21 protein-coding genes are annotated in these 19704 nt (G+C 60.4%); 13 read left to right on the top strand and 8 right to left on the bottom strand.

Annotated features, from left to right (window positions below; translation table 11 throughout):
• The first annotated feature begins 107 nt into the window (after positions 1–107).
• Both FHT87_RS03925 and rhaI read left to right on the top strand, forming a co-directional pair.
• Positions 108–2204, top strand: coding sequence for a bifunctional rhamnulose-1-phosphate aldolase/short-chain dehydrogenase (locus tag FHT87_RS03925; RefSeq protein ID WP_183725582.1), 2097 nt, complete (start codon positions 108–110; stop codon positions 2202–2204).
• Between the two features lie 50 nt (positions 2205–2254).
• Positions 2255–3547, top strand: coding sequence for an L-rhamnose catabolism isomerase (gene rhaI, locus FHT87_RS03920; RefSeq protein WP_183725580.1), 1293 nt, complete (start codon positions 2255–2257; stop codon positions 3545–3547).
• Positions 3548–3565: 18 nt separating this feature from the next.
• Here the strand turns inward: rhaI and FHT87_RS03915 are convergent, their stop codons facing one another.
• The 3 genes from FHT87_RS03915 to FHT87_RS03905 form a co-directional block, all read right to left on the bottom strand.
• Positions 3566–4024, bottom strand: coding sequence for a carboxymuconolactone decarboxylase family protein (locus FHT87_RS03915; RefSeq protein WP_183799623.1), 459 nt, complete (start codon positions 4022–4024; stop codon positions 3566–3568).
• Positions 4025–4174: 150 nt separating this feature from the next.
• Positions 4175–4864: a RibD family protein gene (locus FHT87_RS03910; protein ID WP_183799620.1), complete on the bottom strand. Its 690-nt coding sequence runs from the start codon at positions 4862–4864 to the stop codon at positions 4175–4177.
• Between the two features lie 62 nt (positions 4865–4926).
• Positions 4927–5589, bottom strand: a complete 663-nt coding sequence (locus tag FHT87_RS03905) for an HAD-IA family hydrolase (RefSeq protein ID WP_183799614.1) — start codon at positions 5587–5589, stop codon at positions 4927–4929.
• Positions 5590–5758: 169 nt separating this feature from the next.
• Here FHT87_RS03905 and FHT87_RS03900 point away from each other — a divergent pair, with 169 nt between their 5' ends.
• On the top strand, positions 5759–6628 hold the full coding sequence (locus FHT87_RS03900; protein ID WP_183799611.1) for a sigma-70 family RNA polymerase sigma factor: 870 nt from the start codon (positions 5759–5761) through the stop codon (positions 6626–6628).
• 34 nt (positions 6629–6662) lie between these two features.
• On the opposite strand, the gene FHT87_RS03895 is transcribed toward FHT87_RS03900, so the two are convergent.
• Both FHT87_RS03895 and FHT87_RS03890 read right to left on the bottom strand, forming a co-directional pair.
• Positions 6663–7493: an IclR family transcriptional regulator gene (locus FHT87_RS03895; protein ID WP_183799608.1), complete on the bottom strand. Its 831-nt coding sequence runs from the start codon at positions 7491–7493 to the stop codon at positions 6663–6665.
• Between the two features lie 466 nt (positions 7494–7959).
• Entirely contained in the window at positions 7960–8175 is a 216-nt protein-coding gene (locus FHT87_RS03890; protein ID WP_183799605.1) for a hypothetical protein, read from the bottom strand.
• 130 nt (positions 8176–8305) lie between these two features.
• On the opposite strand from FHT87_RS03890, the gene FHT87_RS03885 reads away from it, so the two are divergent.
• Together FHT87_RS03885 and FHT87_RS03880 are read left to right on the top strand one after the other, a co-directional pair.
• On the top strand, positions 8306–8929 hold the full coding sequence (locus FHT87_RS03885; protein ID WP_183799602.1) for a TetR/AcrR family transcriptional regulator: 624 nt from the start codon (positions 8306–8308) through the stop codon (positions 8927–8929).
• Positions 8930–9016: 87 nt separating this feature from the next.
• Positions 9017–9202 carry a hypothetical protein gene (locus FHT87_RS03880; protein WP_183727206.1) on the top strand — a complete coding sequence of 62 codons (186 nt, stop codon included), beginning with the start codon at positions 9017–9019 and terminating at the stop codon, positions 9200–9202.
• Here FHT87_RS03880 and FHT87_RS03875 read toward each other — a convergent pair.
• Complete coding sequence (locus FHT87_RS03875) at positions 9199–9639, bottom strand: DUF1810 domain-containing protein (protein WP_183799599.1); 441 nt, start codon at positions 9637–9639, stop codon at positions 9199–9201. The two genes, FHT87_RS03880 and FHT87_RS03875, sit on opposite strands and share 4 nt — an antisense overlap.
• 72 nt (positions 9640–9711) lie before the next feature.
• Entirely contained in the window at positions 9712–10005 is a 294-nt protein-coding gene (locus FHT87_RS03870; RefSeq protein ID WP_183727205.1) for a hypothetical protein, read from the bottom strand.
• 273 nt (positions 10006–10278) lie between these two features.
• Here FHT87_RS03870 and FHT87_RS03865 point away from each other — a divergent pair, with 273 nt between their 5' ends.
• Positions 10279–11649 carry an amidase gene (locus FHT87_RS03865; RefSeq protein ID WP_183799596.1) on the top strand — a complete coding sequence of 457 codons (1371 nt, stop codon included), beginning with the start codon at positions 10279–10281 and terminating at the stop codon, positions 11647–11649.
• A gap of 68 nt (positions 11650–11717) precedes the next feature.
• On the top strand, positions 11718–12578 hold the full coding sequence (locus tag FHT87_RS03860; protein ID WP_183799593.1) for a TIM barrel protein: 861 nt from the start codon (positions 11718–11720) through the stop codon (positions 12576–12578).
• Here the strand turns inward: FHT87_RS03860 and FHT87_RS03855 are convergent.
• Entirely contained in the window at positions 12575–13465 is an 891-nt protein-coding gene (locus FHT87_RS03855) for a helix-turn-helix domain-containing protein (protein ID WP_183799590.1), read from the bottom strand. The genes FHT87_RS03860 and FHT87_RS03855 overlap by 4 nt on opposite strands.
• Before the next feature lie 116 nt (positions 13466–13581).
• Here FHT87_RS03855 and pobA point away from each other — a divergent pair, with 116 nt between their 5' ends.
• The 6 genes from pobA to FHT87_RS03825 all read left to right on the top strand — a co-directional run bounded on the left by pobA (position 13582) and on the right by FHT87_RS03825 (position 19412).
• Positions 13582–14754 carry a 4-hydroxybenzoate 3-monooxygenase gene (gene pobA, locus FHT87_RS03850; RefSeq protein ID WP_183799587.1) on the top strand — a complete coding sequence of 391 codons (1173 nt, stop codon included), beginning with the start codon at positions 13582–13584 and terminating at the stop codon, positions 14752–14754.
• Between the two features lie 68 nt (positions 14755–14822).
• On the top strand, positions 14823–15995 hold the full coding sequence (locus FHT87_RS03845) for an ABC transporter substrate-binding protein (protein ID WP_183799584.1): 1173 nt from the start codon (positions 14823–14825) through the stop codon (positions 15993–15995).
• Between the two features lie 94 nt (positions 15996–16089).
• Positions 16090–16953, top strand: coding sequence for a branched-chain amino acid ABC transporter permease (locus FHT87_RS03840; protein WP_183725560.1), 864 nt, complete (start codon positions 16090–16092; stop codon positions 16951–16953).
• A complete protein-coding gene (locus FHT87_RS03835; RefSeq protein ID WP_183799580.1) occupies positions 16950–17954 on the top strand; it encodes a branched-chain amino acid ABC transporter permease in 1005 nt (334 codons plus the stop codon). The genes FHT87_RS03840 and FHT87_RS03835 overlap by 4 nt, the downstream gene beginning before the upstream one ends.
• A complete protein-coding gene (locus tag FHT87_RS03830; RefSeq protein ID WP_183725556.1) occupies positions 17951–18715 on the top strand; it encodes an ABC transporter ATP-binding protein in 765 nt (254 codons plus the stop codon). The genes FHT87_RS03835 and FHT87_RS03830 overlap by 4 nt, the downstream gene beginning before the upstream one ends.
• Positions 18696–19412: an ABC transporter ATP-binding protein gene (locus FHT87_RS03825; RefSeq protein ID WP_183799577.1), complete on the top strand. Its 717-nt coding sequence runs from the start codon at positions 18696–18698 to the stop codon at positions 19410–19412. The genes FHT87_RS03830 and FHT87_RS03825 overlap by 20 nt, the downstream gene beginning before the upstream one ends.
• The last annotated feature ends 292 nt before the right edge of the window (positions 19413–19704 follow it).

Raw genomic sequence — 19704 nt, 5'->3', positions numbered from 1 at the left:
CGTTTTCGATTGACAAGCGCCATTTTGATGCGCGATACCGTGAGCGAAAGGGCGTGCTTATCGCGACGCCCCGCAGGCCTATACACAAGCCTATATGGGAGGATGACATGGCGGCAAAGGTTCGACTTCTTGAGAACCGTTGGGATGATGCTTATGCGGCGGGCCTCGATGAGCCCGGCAAGCTTCTCTATCGCTCGAATCTGCTCGGCGCCGACAAGCGCATCACCAATTACGGTGGCGGCAATACCTCAGCCAAGGTCATGGAAACCGATCCGCTAACCGGCGGCAAGGTTCAGGTTCTCTGGGTCAAGGGCTCGGGCGGTGATGTCGGCACGATCAAGCTCGACGGTTTCGCAACGCTCTATCAGGACAAGCTTGAATCGCTGAAGGGCATCTACAAGGGCGTCGAGGACGAGGATCGCATGGTCGGCTTCCTGCCGCATTGCACCTTCAACCTGAACTCCCGCGCCGCTTCCATCGATACGCCGCTGCACGGCTTCGTTCCCTTTACGCATGTCGACCACATGCATCCGGACGCGATCATTGCGATTGCCGCCTCCAAGAATTCCAGGGAATTGACGAAGCAGATTTTCGGTGACGCGATCGGCTGGCTGCCCTGGCGCCGCCCGGGTTTCCAACTCGGCCTTGATCTTGAAGCCTTCGTCAAGGCGAACCCTGACGCAAAGGGCGTGGTGCTCGAAAGCCACGGCCTGTTTACCTGGGCCAACGATGCCAAGGCCTGCTACGAGCTGACGCTCGATATCATCAACAAGGCGATCGAATGGTTTGCCGGCCAGACCGAAGGCAAGATGATCTTCGGCGGCGCAGTCGTTGAAAGCCTGCCGGTTGCCGAACGTCGCGCCATCGCTGCCCGCCTGATGCCGGAAATTCGCGGACGCATCGGCAAACAGGAGCGCAAACTCGGCCATTTCGATGATCAGGATGCGGTGCTTGAATTCGTCAATTCGAAGAACCTGCGACCGCTGGGCTCGCTCGGCACCAGCTGCCCGGACCATTTCCTGCGGACCAAGATCCGCCCGCTGATCGTCGATCTCGATCCGGCCAAGCCCGATGTCGATGCCATCATCGCCGGTCTCGACAAGGCTCTGGAAGATTATCGCGCCGATTATGCGCGCTACTACAATGCCTGCAAGCATGACAATTCGCCGGCTATGCGTGATGCCAATCCGGTGATTTTCCTGGTGCCGGGCGTCGGCATGCTCTCCTTTGCCCGCGACAAGGCAACGGCCCGCATCGCCAGTGAGTTTTACGTCAACGCCATCAACGTGATGCGCGGTTCCTCGACGGTCTCTGAATATCAGGGCCTGCCCGAGCAGGAGGCTTTCGACATCGAATACTGGCTGCTCGAAGAAGCCAAGCTGCAGCGCATGCCGAAGCCGAAGAGCCTTGCCGGCAAGGTTGCCTTCGTCACCGGCGGCGCCGGCGGCATCGGTCGTGCGACGGCAGCCCGCCTTGTCGGCGAGGGCGCCTGCGTGGTGCTTGCCGATATCGATCAGGCTGCGCTTGAATCGACGGAAGCGGAATTCATCAAGAAATACGGTGCCGACGCAGTTCGCGCCGTCAAGCTCGACGTGACCAAGGAAGATGCGGTTATCGCTTCCTTCGCCGAATCCTGCACCGAATTCGGCGGCATTGATATCCTCGTTTCGAATGCGGGCATCGCCTCTTCAGCGCCGATCGAATTGACCGAGCTGTCGACTTGGAACCGAAATATCGACATCCTCGCGACCGGCTATTTCCTCGTCTCGCGTGAAGCCTTCCGGCTGTTCCGCCGTCAGGCGCTCGGCGGCAACGTCGTCTTCATCGCATCGAAGAATGGCCTTGCCGCTTCGCCAGGGGCAGCTGCCTATTGCACTGCAAAGGCTGCCGAAATCCATCTTGCCCGTTGCCTGGCGCTCGAAGGCGCAGAAGCCGGCATCCGCGTCAACACGGTCAATCCGGATGCAGTGCTGCGCGGCTCGAAGATCTGGAGCGGCGAGTGGCGTGAACAGCGCGCGGCCTCCTCGAAGATCGAGGTCGACGATCTTGAGGAACATTACCGCAAGCGTTCCATGCTGAAGCTGAACGTGTTCCCGGAAGATATCGCCGAGGCCGTCTACTTCCTGGCATCGGATCTTTCGGCCAAGTCGACCGGTAACATCATCAACGTTGACGCTGGCAACGTTCAGAGCTTTACCCGCTGATAGCGAGCGGCGGGCCACGCCCGCCGCAACAGAATTTCTGGGAGGAACAGATGACAGAATCCAGGATTGCGCCGGATCTGGTCGCGGCGGAAAACGACAAGCGCGCTGCAGCCTTGAAGGCCGACTACGAAGCGCTGGGTGCAACGCTTGCGCGCCGCGGTGTCGATATCGAGGCGATTACCCGTAAGGTGGCGGAGTTCTCCGTCGCCGTCCCCTCCTGGGGCGTGGGCACCGGCGGCACGCGCTTTGCCCGTTTCCCCGGCACCGGCGAGCCGCGCGGCATTTTCGACAAGCTCGACGATTGCGCCGTCATCAACGAGCTGACACGGGCGACCCCCACTGTTTCCCTGCATATTCCGTGGGACAAGACCGATGTGAAGGAGCTGAAGGCAAAGGGCGATGCGCTCGGTCTCGGCTTCGATGCAATGAACTCGAACACCTTCTCGGACGCACCCGGCCAGAAGCTGACCTATAAATATGGTTCGCTCAGCCACACGGATGCGGCGACCCGCCGGCAGGCGGTCGAGCATAATCTCGAATGCATCGAGATCGGCAAGGCGATCGGCTCCAAGGCGCTAACCGTCTGGATCGGCGACGGCTCCAACTTCCCCGGCCAGAGCAATTTCACTAGGGCGTTCGAGCGTTACCTCGCCTCGATGGCGGATATCTACAAGGCATTGCCAGACGATTGGAGGCTCTTCTCCGAACATAAGATGTACGAGCCGGCCTTCTATTCGACCATCGTACAGGATTGGGGCACGAACTACCTGATCGCCCAGACGCTCGGCCCCAAGGCGCATTGCCTTGTCGACCTTGGCCATCACGCACCGAACACCAATATCGAGATGATCGTCGCCCGCCTGATCCAATTTGGCAAGCTCGGTGGCTTCCATTTCAACGACTCGAAATATGGCGACGATGACCTCGACGCCGGAGCGATCGAGCCCTATCGCCTGTTCCTCGTTTTCAACGAGCTGGTCGATGCTGAACAGCGCGGCGTGAATGATTTCCGTCCGGCCCACATGATCGACCAGTCTCACAATGTGACGGACCCGATCGAAAGCCTGATCAACAGCGCTAACGAAATCCGCCGTGCCTATGCCCAGGCCCTGATCGTCGACCGCAAGGCGCTCGATGGCTACCAGCAGGATAACGATGCGCTGATGGCTTCCGAGACGCTGAAGCGCGCTTACCGCGCCGATGTCGAGCCGATCCTGGCCGAAGCCCGCCGGCGTGCCGGCGGTGCGATCGATCCGGTTGCCACCTTCCGCGCCAGCGGCTACCGCAGACAAGTCGCCGCCGAGCGCCCGGCTTCGGTCTCCGGCGGCGGTGGCATCATCTAAGCACCGGGAAGCCGTGGATCACGGCTTCCATCTCCCCGCAATCTGCCGGGTGGCGACATTCAGCCGGTTCCAGACATTGATGTTGGCGATCGCGATGACGAGGGCCGCAAGGCTCTTGCCGTCGTAGTGGCGGGTGCATTCGTCCCAGATCTCTTCCGGCACCGGATCGGCGCGGTCGCTGAGGCGGGTGACGGCCTCGGTCAGGGCAAGTGCTGCACGTTCGGCATCGCTGTAATAGGGAGCCTCGCGCCAGCCTGCGACGGCAAAGAGCCGCTCGTCGGTCTCCCCATGTTTGCGGGCGATGCGCCAATGCCCATCGATGCAGACGCTGCAGCCGTTGATCTGGCTGGCGCGCAGATAGATGATTTCCAGAAATCCCGGCGCAAGCCCGGCCGTGGCCGGCACTTTACCGAGAGCATTCAGTGCCTGCATGGCTTCCGGGATGACGAGGGCTGGATTTCCCATTCTCTCTTGCATGTTCAATCTCCTGATAATGTGTTCCGTTTGACGCAGGGCCGGCATGTCGCCAGCTTTCGTTCGTCATGGATTTGACGGATCAGGATGAGGCAATGTGACGAAGTCGGGAAAAAAGATGAGAAGCAAGGTGGCTGGCAAGCTCCTGCGCCGTCAGGCGTGGACCTTATAGCGCAGGGCGACAGCACCATTGCCCATCGTTTCGGCCGATATCAGTGAGAGTTGCGTCTTGCCTGCCAGTCCTCCGTCGAACGTGACAACAGGCTGGCCGCTGCTGCCATCCAGGGCCGGAGCGACGAGCAGATAGAACTCGTCGATCAACCCGGCGGCAAAGAAGGCGCCGTTGATCGCGGCTCCGCCTTCGAGCAGCAGTTTGCGGATGCCGAGTTCCTTGTCCAGCACATCGAGCACTGCGGGCAGGTCGATTTCGGCGGAAGGCGAGACTATGTAGGAGATGCCGTCGGCGGCAAGCTCCGCAAGATGCGTATCCGGCACCTCGCTGCCGAGGATGACAACGATATGGTCGCCATCGATATCCGGCCGCGTGAAATGCAGCTTGCCCGAGGTGTCAAGGGCAATCGCGTAGTTGTCTGCCTCGCGATCGGCAAAATGGTTGGGCCGCTCCACGGAACCGGCCGATTTCGGCGGATGCGCCTCTCCCTTTGCCATTTCGGCCATGGTCACGCGCCCGACGATCCAGGCGTCGCCCTGCAGCTCTTCATGTGCCTTCTGATAGAGGGCCGTCCATTCCTTGCGGCCGCCATCGGGGCTTTCTGTCCACTTGCTCGGGTGCAGGCCGCCGTCGAGGGACGACATCATCAGGCAGACGATTTCCGGCTTCATGGCAATTCCTTTCCAGCGGGGCGGCAAACTGATCAGAGTTTGGCCGATCAGAGCCTGGCCGATCAGAGCTTGATCGAGAGGTGGCCGCTGTCAGCAATGAGAACGGTCGCATCGGCATAATGTTCGATCTCGGGATAGCCCTGCAGCGAATGCTTGTGGCCTGCAGCAGTGATGACCATGATATCGGCTCCGGCTGCCGCTCCTGCCTTCACGCCGGCTTCGACGTCTTCGAAGACCAGGCATTCACGCGTGGAAAAGCCGAGCTTCTCGGCGCCGAGGATATAGCATTGCGGGTCAGGCTTGCCGATGGTCACATCTTCGGCCGTCACGATGGCCTGCGGCATAGGCAAGCCGGCTGCCTCGAGCCGGCGCGCCGCAAGGCGACGCGGAGAGGAGGTGACGATCGTCCACCGGTTCGGTGGGAGCGACGCCAGAAAATCGGCAGCACCCGGAAGCGCCACGACGCCTTCGACATCGCGGATTTCGTCTTCGGTAATCTCAGCTGCTTCCGCCTCGGCGTCGATATCAGGAAGATTCAGCCGTCTGATCGTGTCGATACCGCGCGATCCATGCATGGTCGGCAGGAACTTTTCGACATCGAGCCCGTGCCGCTCGGCCCAGCGTCCCCAGACGCGCTCTGCTGACGCAGTCGAGCTCAGGATCGTCCCATCCATGTCGAACAGGAAGGCGGCATATTGTTTTGAGCTATCAAATCGGAAGGACATAGTGAAATACCATAGGGAGGGATCTGCGCGCCATCAGCCAATGAAAAATGCGGCAGGTCAAGTCGCCGGAGAAATTTCACGAGGGCTTGATGCAACATCGTTCCTGTCACATCGTCCGGCTTTCGTTCGTCATGGTCTTTGACATCATGACGGGATGAGGAGTGGACCAATGAACGAGAAAAACTGGCTGGCCGATGAATTCGAGGCGAACCGGACGCATCTGCGGGCCGTCGCCTTCCGCATGCTTGGCTCCCGCACAGAAGCGGAGGATGCGGTGCAGGAAGCGTGGCTGCGTCTCACGCGGTCGGACAGGTCTGGCGTCGACAATCTCTCCGGCTGGCTGACGACGGTCGTGGCGCGCATATGCCTGGACATGCTGCGCTCACGCAAGACGCGACGCGAAGAGCCGCTGGAGCTGCCGGCGCATGGCGCAATCGCCGATATCGCCAGCAATCCGGAGCGTGAAGCAGCCTTTGCCGATTCGATCGGCATCGCCCTGCTCGTCGTGCTGCAAACTCTTTCGCCTGCCGAGCGCGTTGCCTTCGTGCTGCACGACATGTTCGATCTGCCCTTCGAGGACATTGCTGCCGTGATCGGTCGCAGCGCTGCTGCTGCCCGGCAGCTTGCAAGCCGGGCGCGACGCAGGGTGAGCGGACAGTCGGAAACGCCCGAAGTCGATCTTGCGCGCAGGCGAAGCATAGCCGAGGCCTTTCTGATCGCCTCTCGCAACAGTGATTTGGAGGGCCTCATTGCGGTACTCGCACCGGATGCCGTTTTCCGGCCGGACGCGGCCGCCGCTCGCCTCGGCAATGTCGTTCCCCTTCACGGCGCCGAGGCTGTCGCCGAAAGCTTCAAGGGGAAGGCGAGATCGGCAAAGGTCGCGCTTGTCGATGGCGAAATCGGTGTGGTTGTCTTTATCGAGGGCCAACTGCGTATCGTACTGGCGCTGGGTTTCGATGGCGACAGGATCTCGACGGTGGACGCGATCGCCGATCCGGATCAACTGGGTGAGATCGGCTATTCGATCTTGGAAGGCTGAGGATCATGACCGGGAAAATTTCAGACGGGAACGCCTAATGGCCTCGCCAGCCCATCAGCCTTTCGATGCGTTCCGCCGAGTTGCGCACCTGCGCAGTATAATGGCTCTCGTCCGAAAAGGCCTTCTGCTCCGGCAGGACGATGGAAATGGTGGCGACGCATTGGCCCTCACGATCGCAGATCGGCGAGGCGATGCAGGCGACGGCATAGTCGGATTCGCCGGCCTGGATCGACAGGCGCGCTTCGAAGGCCTTGCCGGCGGATTCCGATAGTGTAGCGGGATCGATCTCGGCGCGGCCCGTCGGCGAGGAGCGGGCGCAGCGCTTGAAGAGCTCGACGCGCTCGTCTTCCTGCAGGTGGCCGACCAGCAGGCGGCCGGAGGCTGTCCAGTTGAGCGGTACGCGGGTGCCGACACGCGAGGCGACCTGGAAATGGCTGGGGCCATCGGCCATGGCGAGCACCAGCATGTAATCGCCGTCACGACCGCAGACCTGAACGGTCTCGCCGGCCTGCCGGCAAAGGTCGTGCATTTCATGTGTGGCGACACTCATGAAGTCGAGCGAGCGGGCATAGGCAAGGCCATAATGGTAAAGCCGCGAGCCGAGCCAGATCGAACCGTCAGACTGGCGCGTCAGCATGTTCTTTTCGACGAGATCGTCGACGATGACATAGACGGTCGAAAGCGGCGCCTTCACAGCTTTCGCAATGGCGTAGACGCCGGCCGGGGATCCCGTCTCGTAAAGATGGTCGATCACCTGAAGCGCGCGATCAATACCGCTGACGCGAGCGCGGCGAGCGCCTTTTGCACCGGCCTCTTCGGCCGGGCTTTCATCTTCGGAGATTGCGGGTGATGTGTTTCCGTCCAACTCAACGTACCTCTGATGCTATACGAGCCTGTTACATTACTATGGCATAGCTGCTTGCGAAGCAAATCGCAAAATCTTGCAACGGCACAAAGAGCCGCAGGCAGGAACAACAAGGCCCAGCCCGAGTTCTTGACCTATCAGTGCAGATATTGGCTGATCGGATGCGGGCTATGTCTCCGGCCAGGCATTGCGGTCAGTCATGGCAAGTCCGAGTCTGCGGCTTGCAAAGCCACCGCCGGTGAACATTGTCATGATGACGGCGTCACCGGCGGCGAGCGTTGTATCGTCTTGGGAGATATAGTCATAATCGGTTGGATGTTTAAAAAACTCGCAACTCCGGAATGCCGGAGACGTGAAGCGCGCAACCAACTATATTGCAAGGGCTGCCGCCTGTTGATAGCGGCAGCCCATCTGGGGCAGGGCTTAACCCCAGTGCCGATCGGGCCTTGTAAGGCCAGCGGTCAGATCAGCCGAAGCAGGGCATCGCCGGCAGATTGGCGCGGTTGGCAAAGGACCCGATCATATCGCTCGCCGTGGAGGTACGCGGCTCGCGTTTGCGGGCGGCCGTCTCGAGGAGTTGCTTGAAGTCGTCAAGCTTCACGCCATCGGCGCGCAGCACCATGGCGATCAGCGGGTCGCGAAGGGCTTCGGAAATGGTCAAATCTTCTTTGGTCTTTCTCATGGTGCAGTCCTCCTTTCGTGGGCGGTCGCCCGTGTTCCACTCCTGCTGCCAAGCGCTCCTGGCATTGACTTCCGCGAAGAGTGGTGTTACCGGTAAGTAACAATATATTTGTTACCGATCGGTCACATCGATGTCAAGGACTTCGTCCGCGAAAAAATCAGAAACATTGAACGAAATCTCCGCAGCCGTTTCAGATGATCGAATCCCCCCGCGGGAGCGTATCGTCTCGACGGCTTCGGAGCTTTTCCGCGAGCGCGGCATTCGCGGCATCGGCGTGGATGCCATCGCCGATGCCGCCTCCACCAACAAGATGACCCTCTACCGGCATTTCGGCTCCAAGGATGAACTGGTCTGCGAGACACTGCGCCGCGCCTCCGACAAGGCCGAGAAGATCTGGCGCGATCTCGAAGCTGCCCATCCTGGTAATGCGCGCGCCCAGCTGCTTGCCTGGGTCGAAGATCGAGCTCACTGTCTGGACGGCGAGCCCGCAGGTTGCGATCTCGCCAATGCCGCCATCGAATTGAAGGGCGAAGGCCATCCGGCGCACGAACTGATCGAGCGCCACAAGGCCATGCAGCGCAACCGGCTCGCGGCTCTTTGCGTGGCTGCCGGCGCACGTGAGCCGGAACTTCTTGCCGACACGCTGACGCTGTTGCTCGAGGGTGCGCGCGTCACCCGTCAGGCCATGACGGATGGCGGCTGTTCCTGCCATTTCGAAAAAGCGTGCAACGTGGCGATCTCAGCCTTCGGCTGATCCCACGCGGCCAAGGTGCTCAGGCTTGGGAACCTTGGGAGTGCATGGCCGTTTTTCTGCTGATCTGGGAGCAATCTGGAGGCAGAGATGAATTACGCTTATCTCCGGCGGCTATATGCCAGACGTGCCGAGCTTGAAGCCAAGCTCGAACTGCACGACGCACGTTACTGCTTCGGCGAAGAGGAAGTGGACGATGGTACACAAAACGATCTGAAACAGCGCCTCGAAGAAATCTCCAAGGAGATTGCGGCGCTGGAGCGCTCGCCGGGTTAATTATTACCGGCGCTCAGAATCGAAATTGTCCGTTCGTCGAATTTTCCATCGTAGAAACGCTCGATCGCCTTGTGAAAGGGCGAGCCGTGGTCGCTGACCGCAGCAAACAGCGTCATGGACGAGCACAGCTTCAGATCATCGGGTGCACCCATGATATCGTGGGCGCTGCGATCGTTGATAGAGAGAATCGCCTCGACACAGCGCAAAAGTCTGCTGCCGAGGATCGGGTCGGCGAGATAGGCCGAGGCTTCCTCCGCGGAGCGAACGGCATATTTCTCCGCCATGGAAGACGTTCCGAGACCGGCGATCTGGGGGAAGATGAACCACATCCAGTGGGAGCGCTTACGGCCCGTTTTCAGCTCTGCAAGTGCCTGTTCGTATACGCCGTTCTGCGCTTCGATAAAGCGATGGAGGTCGTAATCTAGGTCACCGGCCATGTTCTTCCCCTTTCCTATGCTTCTTACGCAAGTCAGACGAAAGATTCCATGCCCGGCGAAAATCGCTGGCTCTTAGCAGACCTTGTCTGCGTAGGGGCTCGTTTCACGGCAATGGCCGTAGCGCTGATGATGCGACACTAGGCTATCACCTGGAGGTGTCGGCTCTTCTATGGCCGAGGTGGTCATCGGATCGGTCGCCGACGTCTGTGCCGACGGTGCCGTGAAGCCTACAAAGCTCAGCAATACGAGGGCGCCTACGACCACGATCCGCTCCAGGACCGAGAGCTTCTGTGCGTTGACGTGGTCGGCGTAGTCGCGTTCAGCTTCGCCGTAGCTCACGTCCTCCTTCACATGCTGGTGCACCATATCCTGGTCACCGGAGGTCCAAGTTTCAGATTGTGTCATTTCAAGTCTCCTGCAATGCACTGGGATGCGGCTTGGGAAGGCAAGCTAATGGCGCGCCTGTCCGTTTCCCGCGTGCAGCACCGCATGTGTGTCTTAATTGCGATAAATTGAAGAGGGCTAATTCAAACTCAGTGTTCACAAAATCGTACCAATCGTCGTGAAAAGCCGTGCAAGGGCTGGTCCTGCGAAATGATAGGCGGTAAATCCTGTGTGATTTCCACAGGACTCTCCCCCATGGCCCTTTCTTTTGGTGCGATGTCGATCGCTCAGCTTTCCCTCCTCATCCAGAGCGGAACGGCTGATCCTGTTGACGTCGCAGAGGCGATCTTCGACGGCATCGAGCAATATGCCGACAAGGCGGTCTTCACCGTATTGTTGCGCGAGCGAGCATTGCGGGAAGCCCACGCTTCCTCGAAGCGTATCCGCGACGGCCGTTCGCTCGGTGCGCTCGACGGCATTCCGATCGCCTGGAAAGATCTTTTTGACATCGAAGGCATGGCAACCACGGCTGGTTCGGTGGTACTGGCGGGCGATGCGCCCGCTAAAAAGGACGCTGCCGTCGTCACCACGCTCAAGAGTGCCGGCATGCTGGCTATCGGCCGTACCAATATGAGCGAGTTCGCTTTCTCCGGCCTCGGCATCAATCCGCATTATGGGACGCCGGAAAATCCTCACAGCAAGGACGAACCGCGTATTCCCGGTGGGTCGTCTTCCGGCGCCGGCGTGGCCGTTGCCGCAGGCCTTGTACCGGTTGCGATGGGCACGGATACCGGCGGTTCGGTGCGTATTCCTGCCGCCCTGAACGGCATCGTCGGCTACAAGGCGACGCGCGGACGCTATGCCATGGAAGGCGTCTATCCGCTGGCAACGAGCCTCGATTCCTTCGGCCCGCTCTGCCGTTCCGTGCAGGATGCCATCTGGGTCGATGCCGCCATGCGCGGTCAGACCGCACCGACCATTGCTTGGCAGTCCCTGAAAGGCATCGAGATCGTCACACCGCGGAACGTCGTGTTCGACGGTCTGGGCGCTGGCGTCGCCGAAACCTTCGAAGGCGGTGTGAAGCGGCTGCGCGCTGCCGGTGCGCTTGTCAGCCCGCTCGAAATCCCGGCTTTCGACGAGATTCTTGCGCTGATGGCAAAACATGGAGCTCTCGTGACCGCCGAAGCCTTCGCCCTCCATCGCGAACGGCTTGCAGGGCCGGAGGCTGCGCGCATGGATCATCGTGTCGTCATGCGCACTCGTCTTGGCGAGAAGACCAGCATGCCCGACTATATCGCCATTCTTGCTGCGCGTGCCCGACTGATCGCCGATACGGAGCGTCTGATCGGCAATCGCCTGATCGCCTTCCCCTCGGTTGCCCATGTCGCACCGCCGATCGCCGCACTGGAGCGCGACGACGAGCTCTTCGTTGCCACAAATGGCAAGACGTTGCGCAATACGGCGCTCGGCAATTTTCTGGACTGGTGCGGCGTTTCCATTCCCTGCGGAAAGGGTGAGGCGGATATGCCGGTTGGTTTCCTTCTGTCGGCCCCGGCTAACCGGGATGACGCACTGCTCGCGGTTTCTCTGGCGGCAGAAGCGATCATTCGCGGCGAGCGGATCTAGCATTGCGGGCTTGAAGCCGCACGCCATTCTTGCCAGAGTCCCCATGAGGAAACGGGAGGAGATGAAAGATGCAGGCTTTGCAGAACGGCCGGTTTGCGGTTTCCACATGGTCGCTTCACCGGATGCTGGGTGCAACCTACCCCTATAGTCCCGATCCGCAGAAAAGCGCGACACGCCAGGAGCCCTATGGGCTAGGCACGATCAGCCTGCTCGAAGTGCCGGGCATGCTCGCCGAACGCGAACTTGGCCGGCTGGAGGTCTGCTCGTTCCATCTGCCGAGCCTGGATGCCTCGTATCTCGCCGAATTTCGCGATGCGCTGGAGGCCTCCAACATCCTTTTCCAGACGCTGCTCGTCGAGGATGGCGATCCCAGCAATGCCGAGACGGCGGAACGTGACATAGGCTGGATTGCCGGTTGGATCGATATCGCAAAGAAGCTCGGTGCCGAGCGCATCCGCGTCATCGCCGGCAAGCAGGCGCCTGACGAGGAGAACCTTGCGCGTTCCGCGCGGCATCTGAAGTGGCTGGCCGGACAAGCGGAGGGAAGCGGTGTGCGCATTGTCACCGAAAACTGGTTCGCCCTTCTGCCCTCACCGAGGGAAATGAACTGGTTGCTTGATGAACTCGACGGCAAGATCGGTCTCAATGGCGACCTCGGAAACTGGGCGGCGCCGGCGAAATATGAAGGGCTGGCGAATATCATGCGCCGGGCCGAAATCTGCCATGCCAAGGCCGATTACAATGCCTCCGGGCTTGATGCCGCAGATTACCGTCATTGCCTGGAAATGTGCGAAAAGGCTGGTTACGCCGGACCTTACACGCTGATCTACGACTCGCCATTCTTTGCGGATGAGTGGGATGGCATCCTGCTGCAAAAACGCTTCATCGAGGACTTCCTTGAGGACGCCCCGGCGCGCCGCACAGCCTAGGCTCGTTCGAGCCTGTTCTTCGCCCGCTTGCGCCAATCCTTGGGCGTCTCGCCCGCGTGCTTGAGGAAGAAGCGGGAGAAATAGGCCGGGTCGGCAAAGCCAAGCCGATAACTGACCTCCTGAACGTTCGCGAGCGTGAAAACGAGCTCGCGCTTGGCCTCGTCGACGAGTTTGCCGGCGATCAGGTCGTGAGCCGTCTTTCCGGTCATCGATCGGACGATACGATTGAGATGGGTCGGTGAAACACCGATTTCCCTGGCATAGAATGAAGCAGGTCTGTGCGAACGGAAATGCTGCTGGATGAGGCCAGTCAGGTGCTCCATCCGCCGTTCGTTTTCATTGGTGGGGAACTGGCTGATATCCTCCTGATAGGAAATTCTCGCCGTCAGCCGCAGCGCCAATGCGGCATAGGAGGCGAGAAGCTCGCTGCGGCCGCTGCGGTTGTTCCGATATTCATCGCCGAGCCGCCTCAGGCTCTGCATGAGATAGGCGGCGTCGGGATCATCAGGATCGAGTGCGGTGAGATGCGGGGCTGCAAGCCACTCGCCGAGCCGGCTGCGGTCGCCGGGAAGGTGGCTGAGATTGGCGCTCAGCATAGTGATGACGAGGCCGTCGATATCCCGCGAAAAACGGAAGCCGTGCTCGAGCCCGGGAGGAACTGTGACGACTGCCGGCGGCTGGATGCTGTGGCTGCGCTCCCCGAAAATGGCATCGCCCGCGCCGGTGTCGATGTATAATATCTGAAAGAAACTCGCGTGCCTGTGCAGCTTGATCTCCCAATGGTGAAGGCTGCTGCGCGAGGGAATTGTTTCGCAGTGCAGCCAGAAATCGGGTTCCTTGCCCGATGTCTCGCCGTAGAGCTCATAGGTCGGCACATGTCTCGTCATGGGTCTCCTCCCGTTCCCATGTTCGTTTTGTGCAATTTTTCGGTGGGAAAGTCCATTGCCGCATAAGAGGTGGCAGGTCAGAATTTGGCAAAAGACAAATTGTGGGAAGGAAGCAATTGCGCACCCAAATCGCCATCATCGGCTCGGGGCCATCAGGTCTGCTGCTCGGCCAGCTGCTGACCGGCGCTGGGATCGACAATGTCATCCTCGATCGCGTAGGCAAGGATTATATCCTCGGGCGCGTTCGCGCCGGCGTTCTGGAAGAAGGCACGGTCCGCCTGCTGGAAGAGGCAAAGTCCGCCGAGCGCCTGCACGCCGAAGGCTTGCCGCATGATGGTTTTTCGCTGGCTTTCGACGGGCGGGATCACCGCATCGATCTCCACGGCTTGACCGGCGGTAAACGCGTGACCGTCTACGGCCAGACCGAAGTGACACGTGACCTGATGGTGGAGCGCGAGGCAAGCGGCGCCGTGACGATCTACGACGCCGCGAATGTGACGCCGCACGACTTCGATGGCAGCACACCCTACGTGACTTACGAGAAGGGCGACGTCACCCACCGCATCGACTGCGATTTCATCGCCGGCTGTGACGGCTTCCACGGCGCAAGCCGCAAGGCGGTTCCGGAAAAGGCAATCAGAACCTTCGAGAAGGTCTATCCCTTCGGCTGGCTTGGCCTGCTTGCCGATGTCGCCCCCGTCAATCATGAGCTCATCTACGCCAACCATCCGCGCGGCTTTGCGCTCTGTTCAATGCGTTCGGCGACCCGCAGCCGTTATTACATCCAGTGTTCGCTCGAGGAAAAGGTCGCGGACTGGAGTGACGACCGTTTCTGGGACGAACTGCGCCGCCGCTTGCCAGCCCATCACGCTGAAGCGCTGAAGACTGCGCCTTCGTTCGAAAAGTCGATTGCGCCGCTGCGCTCCTTCGTGGCCGAGCCCATGCGTTTCGGGCGCATGTTCCTGGTCGGCGATGCCGCCCATATCGTGCCGCCGACTGGTGCCAAGGGGCTGAACCTTGCTGCCAGCGACGTGCATTATCTGTTCGAGGGTCTGAGCGAGTTCTACGGTGATCGTTCGAGTGCCGGCATCGATGCCTATTCGCAGAAGGCGCTCGCTCGCGTCTGGAAGGCGGTCCGCTTCTCCTGGTGGATGACGACGATGATGCATCGCTTTCCCGATACCGATGATTTCGACCAGAAGATCCAGGAAGCAGAACTCGACTATCTTACCCATTCGCGCGCCGCCTCGACGGCGCTTGCGGAGAATTACGTCGGATTGCCGTTCTGACGGAATGATTTAAGACCGGTGCAATGCCATGGAGGGCGGCACCTTTGATAGAGGGAGGAACTCACATCATGAAAAAGCTCGTTATGGCCGCGGTCGCGGCGCTGCTCTTCGGCGGAACTGCCTATGCCGATACGATCAAGGTCGGCGTGATCGGGCCGTTCTCCGGTCCATTTGCCCTGCAGGGCAAGAATTTCAAGGCCGGTACCGACGCCTATATGGCGCTGAACGGCAACAAGGTCGGCAATGATACGGTCGAGGTCGTCTATCGCGACGTGCCGCAGGCCGATCCGGCCCAGTCCAAGGCGCTGGCGCAGGAGTTGATCGTCAAGGAAAAGGTGCAGTATCTCGCCGGCTTCTATTTCACGCCGGATGCGATGGCCGTGACGCCGATCCTCAAGCAGGGCAATGTGCCGATGGTGATCATGAACGCTGCGACCTCGGCGATCGTCACCAAGAGCCCGCTCGTCGTGCGCACGTCCTTCACCACCTGGCAGACCTCGACGCCGATCGCCAAAGTCGCCTTCGATTCCGGCGTCAAGAAGGTGATCTCGGTCGTTAGCGATTACGGCCCGGGCGTCGATGCCGAAAACGCCTTCAAGGCCGGCTTCGAAAAGGCTGGTGGTCAGGTGGTCGAGGCGATCCGCATGCCGCTTGCCACCAACGATTTCAGCCCGATCATGCAGCGCATCAAGGATTCCGGCGCACAGGGTGTCTTCGCCTTCCTGCCATCGGGTCCGACGACGCTCGGCTTCGTCAAAGCTTACAATGAAAACGGCCTCAAGGCTGCGGGCATCAAGTTCTTCGCGCCCGGTGATCTGACGCAGGAATCCGACCTGCCGGCGCTCGGCGACGCCGCACTCGGCATCCAGACGACGTTCCACTATGCGGTGTCGCATGACTCGCCGGAGAACAAGGCCTTCGTCGATGCCGCAACCAAGGCAATCGGCAACAAGGCCGAGCTCTCCTTCCCGGCCGTCAGCGCCTATGACGGCATGTATGTCATCTACAAGATGATCGAAGCGACGGGCGGCAAGCAGGATGCACAGAAGGCGGTCGATGCGGTCAAGGGTCTCTCGTGGGTCAGCCCGCGCGGCCCGGTTTCCATCGATCCGGAAAGCCGCCATATCACCCAGAACATCTATCTACGCGAAGTCGCCAAGGCCGATGACGGGACCTACATCAACAAGGAAGTCCAGACTTTCGAAAAGCAGGGCGATCCGGGTCTTGCTGCCGCAAAGTAAAGGCCGCTGACTTCGAAAGAGACATGCGACGGACCCGGCGGAGCTTTCCGCCGGCTTCCAGTAGGGTTCGCCGCATTTAGAGCAGGGTAGTTCCATGCAGACAGTCTTCAGCATAGCTGTGGATGCACTTGCCTATGGCATGGTGCTCTTCGTCATATCGATCGGCCTTTCGGTGACGATGGGTTTGATGCGTGTCGTCAACCTGGCGCATGGTGCCTTCGCGATGATTGGCGGTTATGTGGCCTCTTATGTCGCCCGCGATCTAGGGCTTGGTTATACAGTCGCAATCGTTGCCGCCGTTGCAGCAACGATCATCATCGCCATTCCAATCGAGCGCTTCCTCTATCGGCGCATCTATGGCGCGCCGGAACTGACACAGGTCTTGATGACGATCGGTATTACTTTCTGTGTCATCGGCATCGCCAACTACCTCATGGGACCGACGCTGAAGACCATTCCGCTTGCCGAGGCGCTGCAGGGGTCGGCCGATCTCGGCTTTCGCACTATTCCCGTGCATCGGCTCTTTGCCATCGTTTGCGGTCTGGCCGTCGCCCTCGGCCTCTGGTTCGTGATCGACAGGACGAGTTTCGGTGTGAAGCTGCGTGCCTCGGTCGATAATGCACCGATGGCTGCGGCTCTCGGCGTACGCACCGAGATCATCTATGCCGTGAGTTTCGGCGTTGCGGTCGGCCTTGCCGCACTTGGCGGGGTTGTCGGTGCCGAATTGCTGCCGGTCGAGCCCTATTATGCGCTGCGCTACATGGTGACCTTCCTCGTCGTCGTCTCGGTCGGCGGTGCGGGTTCCATTCCGGGCGCGCTGATCGCCTGCCTGCTGCTTGGCGCGATCGATACGACAGGACGTTATCTCATGCCGGAATTCGGCGAATTCTTCTTCTATCTCGCGGTTATTGCCATCATCTGCATCTTCCCGCGTGGCCTTGCCGGGAGGGCGAAATGACGCTCGCCATGCATGATAAAGAAATTTTGGTGCAGCGCCGCCGCAGTGCCCTCAGCCGCGATCTCTCGGGCATTGCCGTCATCATTGTCGCCGCTATCGTCGGCTATTTTGCCTTTCCGGACAATCTGGCACTCTTGACCCGCATTATCGCCATTGCGCTTCTAGTCTTGTCGCTCGATCTCGTCACGGGCTATGCCGGCATCGCTACCCTCGGCCACGCCGCACTCTTCGGCTCCGGCGCCTATGCAGCCGGTATTCTCTCGGCTCATTACGGCATCAACGATCCGTTGCTCATGACGTTTGCCGGTATTCTCGGCGGTGCAATTGCCGGCCTTATCTGCGGCGCCGTCATTCTGCGCGCCCATGGCTTGCCGCAGCTCGTACTGTCGATCGCGCTCATCAACCTCTTCCACGAATTCGCCAACAAGGCGTCCTCCTGGACGGGCGGCAGCGACGGTCTGTCGGGCATTTCGCCTGATCCGATTTTCGGCATGTTCGAATTCGATCTCTACGGCCACACGGCCTATGTCTTCGGCATCGTTCTGCTGTTGATTGTCTTCGTGCTGTTGCGCCTGCTCGTGCGCTCGCCTTTCGGCATGCTCTGCCGCGGCATCAAGGAGGATCCGCTGCGCATCCGCGCCATGGGCGCGTCTCCGAAAGCAGCGCTTGCGAGGATGTACGTGCTCTCAGGTGCCGTTGCTGGCGTCGGCGGCGCCTTGAACGCGATCTCCACCCAGGTCGTCGGTCTCGACAGCCTCTCCTTTACCCAATCGGCGGAAGCACTGGTCATGCTGGTGCTCGGCGGCACGGGGTCGCTGTTTGGCGCACTGTCGGGCACTGTAATCTTCATGCTGTTCGAGGATTATGTCTCAGCCGCCAATCCTTTCCACTGGCTGACGATGATCGGTGCCTTGCTGATTGCGGTCGTACTCTTTGCACCCAGAGGCATTTACGGTACCGCGGCTGTCCTCGTCGCCCCCCGCAAGGAGGCCCGTCCATGAGCGCCGTTTTCGAAGTCGCCCATCTTAAGAAGGCCTTCGGCGGTCTGGCGGTCACCAACGATGTCTCGCTCTCCATGTCGCCAGGCGACCGCATCGCGCTGATTGGCCCGAACGGGGCCGGCAAGACGACCTTCGTCAATCTTGTTACCGGTAATCTGGCGCCCGATTCCGGCGAGGTGCGGCTTGCCGGCGAGATGGTGACGAAAGTGGATGCGATTGGTCGGGTGAGACGAGGGCTCGTGCGTTCATTCCAGGTCACTCGCTTGTTCCAGGACATGACGCCTGCCGAGCATGTCGCGCTTGCCGTCTTGCGCCGGAAGGGGCGAACCGGGCGCCTCATCGGTAATTTTCTGGCCATGCCTGATGTCATGGCCGAGGTTGACGAGTTGCTCGACAAGCTTGGCCTTGGGCCGCTGATGCATCGCAAGGTCGCCGAAATCGCCTATGGCCAGCAGCGGCTTCTGGAAATCGCGCTGGCGCTTGCGCTCAAGCCCAAGGTACTGCTGCTCGACGAACCTGCAGCCGGCGTACCGCAAAGCGATACAGGTCGTATCGAACAGGCGCTGGCCGATCTTCCGGCCGATCTTGCCGTCTTGATGATCGAACATGACATGGACCTCGTTTTCCGTTTCGCCAAACGCGTCATCGTGCTTGCGGCCGGCGCTATCATCTTTGATGGCGCGCCGTCCGAAGTGACGAAGGATGCACGTGTCCGTGAGGCCTATCTGGGGAGCTATGCCAATGCCAGCCATGTCGCTTGAGGTTGAAAATCTCTCTTCCGGCTACGGTCCGACAAAAGTGCTCGAAGGCGTCTCCTTCTCGGTGCCCTCGGGCTGTCGCCTCGCCGTGCTCGGCCGAAACGGGATGGGCAAGACGACGCTGCTCGCAACGCTCGCCGGTCAGACGAAACGTTATGAGGGGCGCATCCGGCTCGGTGAAGCTGATCTCACCGATGCGCCGAGCGCAACGCGCGCGCATCGCGGTCTCGGCTATGTGCCGCAGGCGCGCTGTATCTTCCCGACCCTGACGGTCGAGGAAAATCTGTTCGTCGGCCTGAAGGGGCGCCCAAGGGCGGCGCTGGAGGAAGCTTATGCAATGTTTCCGCGGCTGAAGGAGCGACGCAAGAACCTTGGCAACCAGCTCTCGGGCGGCGAGCAGCAAATGCTCTCGACGGCCCGCACCATTCTGGGCCGCCCATCCGTGCTGCTGCTTGACGAACCGCTGGAAGGATTGGCGCCCGTCATCTGCGAGGAATTGATGGCCGCCTTCACCGAGCTTGCCAAGGCTGGCGACATGACCATCCTGCTTGTGGAGCAGCGCATCCAGAGCGCCCTCGATTTTGCCGATCGCGTCGTTATCCTGGAGCGCGGCCGGCTTGCCTGGAGCGGCACGCCATCGGAATTGTCAGCCGATCACGATGCCGTGGAGCGTTTCCTCGGGGTCGGCGGATTGCACTGACTGAAACCTAGCGGAAGGGACGGACCCATTGCGTGCTTGCCAGCCGCAGATAGGCCTCCTTCGACGGCTGGATATGGCGGCCGACGATCTCGGCAAGCCTCTCGCGATCGCCCTTTTCCATAGTCGATCATCGTGCCATGCTGCTACCTCCAAGGCAGGCAGCGAATATCGCAACAATATTGTTGGGTATCTTGGTGGACTGTGCAAGAACTCAAGAGCCATGAAAGCAAGATCGCCGAACTGGGCGAAGCTGCAGTGCATTCCCGAGGAGATCAAGGTCGAGGGCGTGGCC

It is taken from the genome of Rhizobium sp. BK316, assembly GCF_014193695.1.
Taxonomy (GTDB): Bacteria; Pseudomonadota; Alphaproteobacteria; order Rhizobiales; family Rhizobiaceae; genus Rhizobium.
The sequence above is the reverse complement of the archived record's forward strand: the minus strand, read 5'-3'. Positions and strand labels throughout refer to the sequence as shown.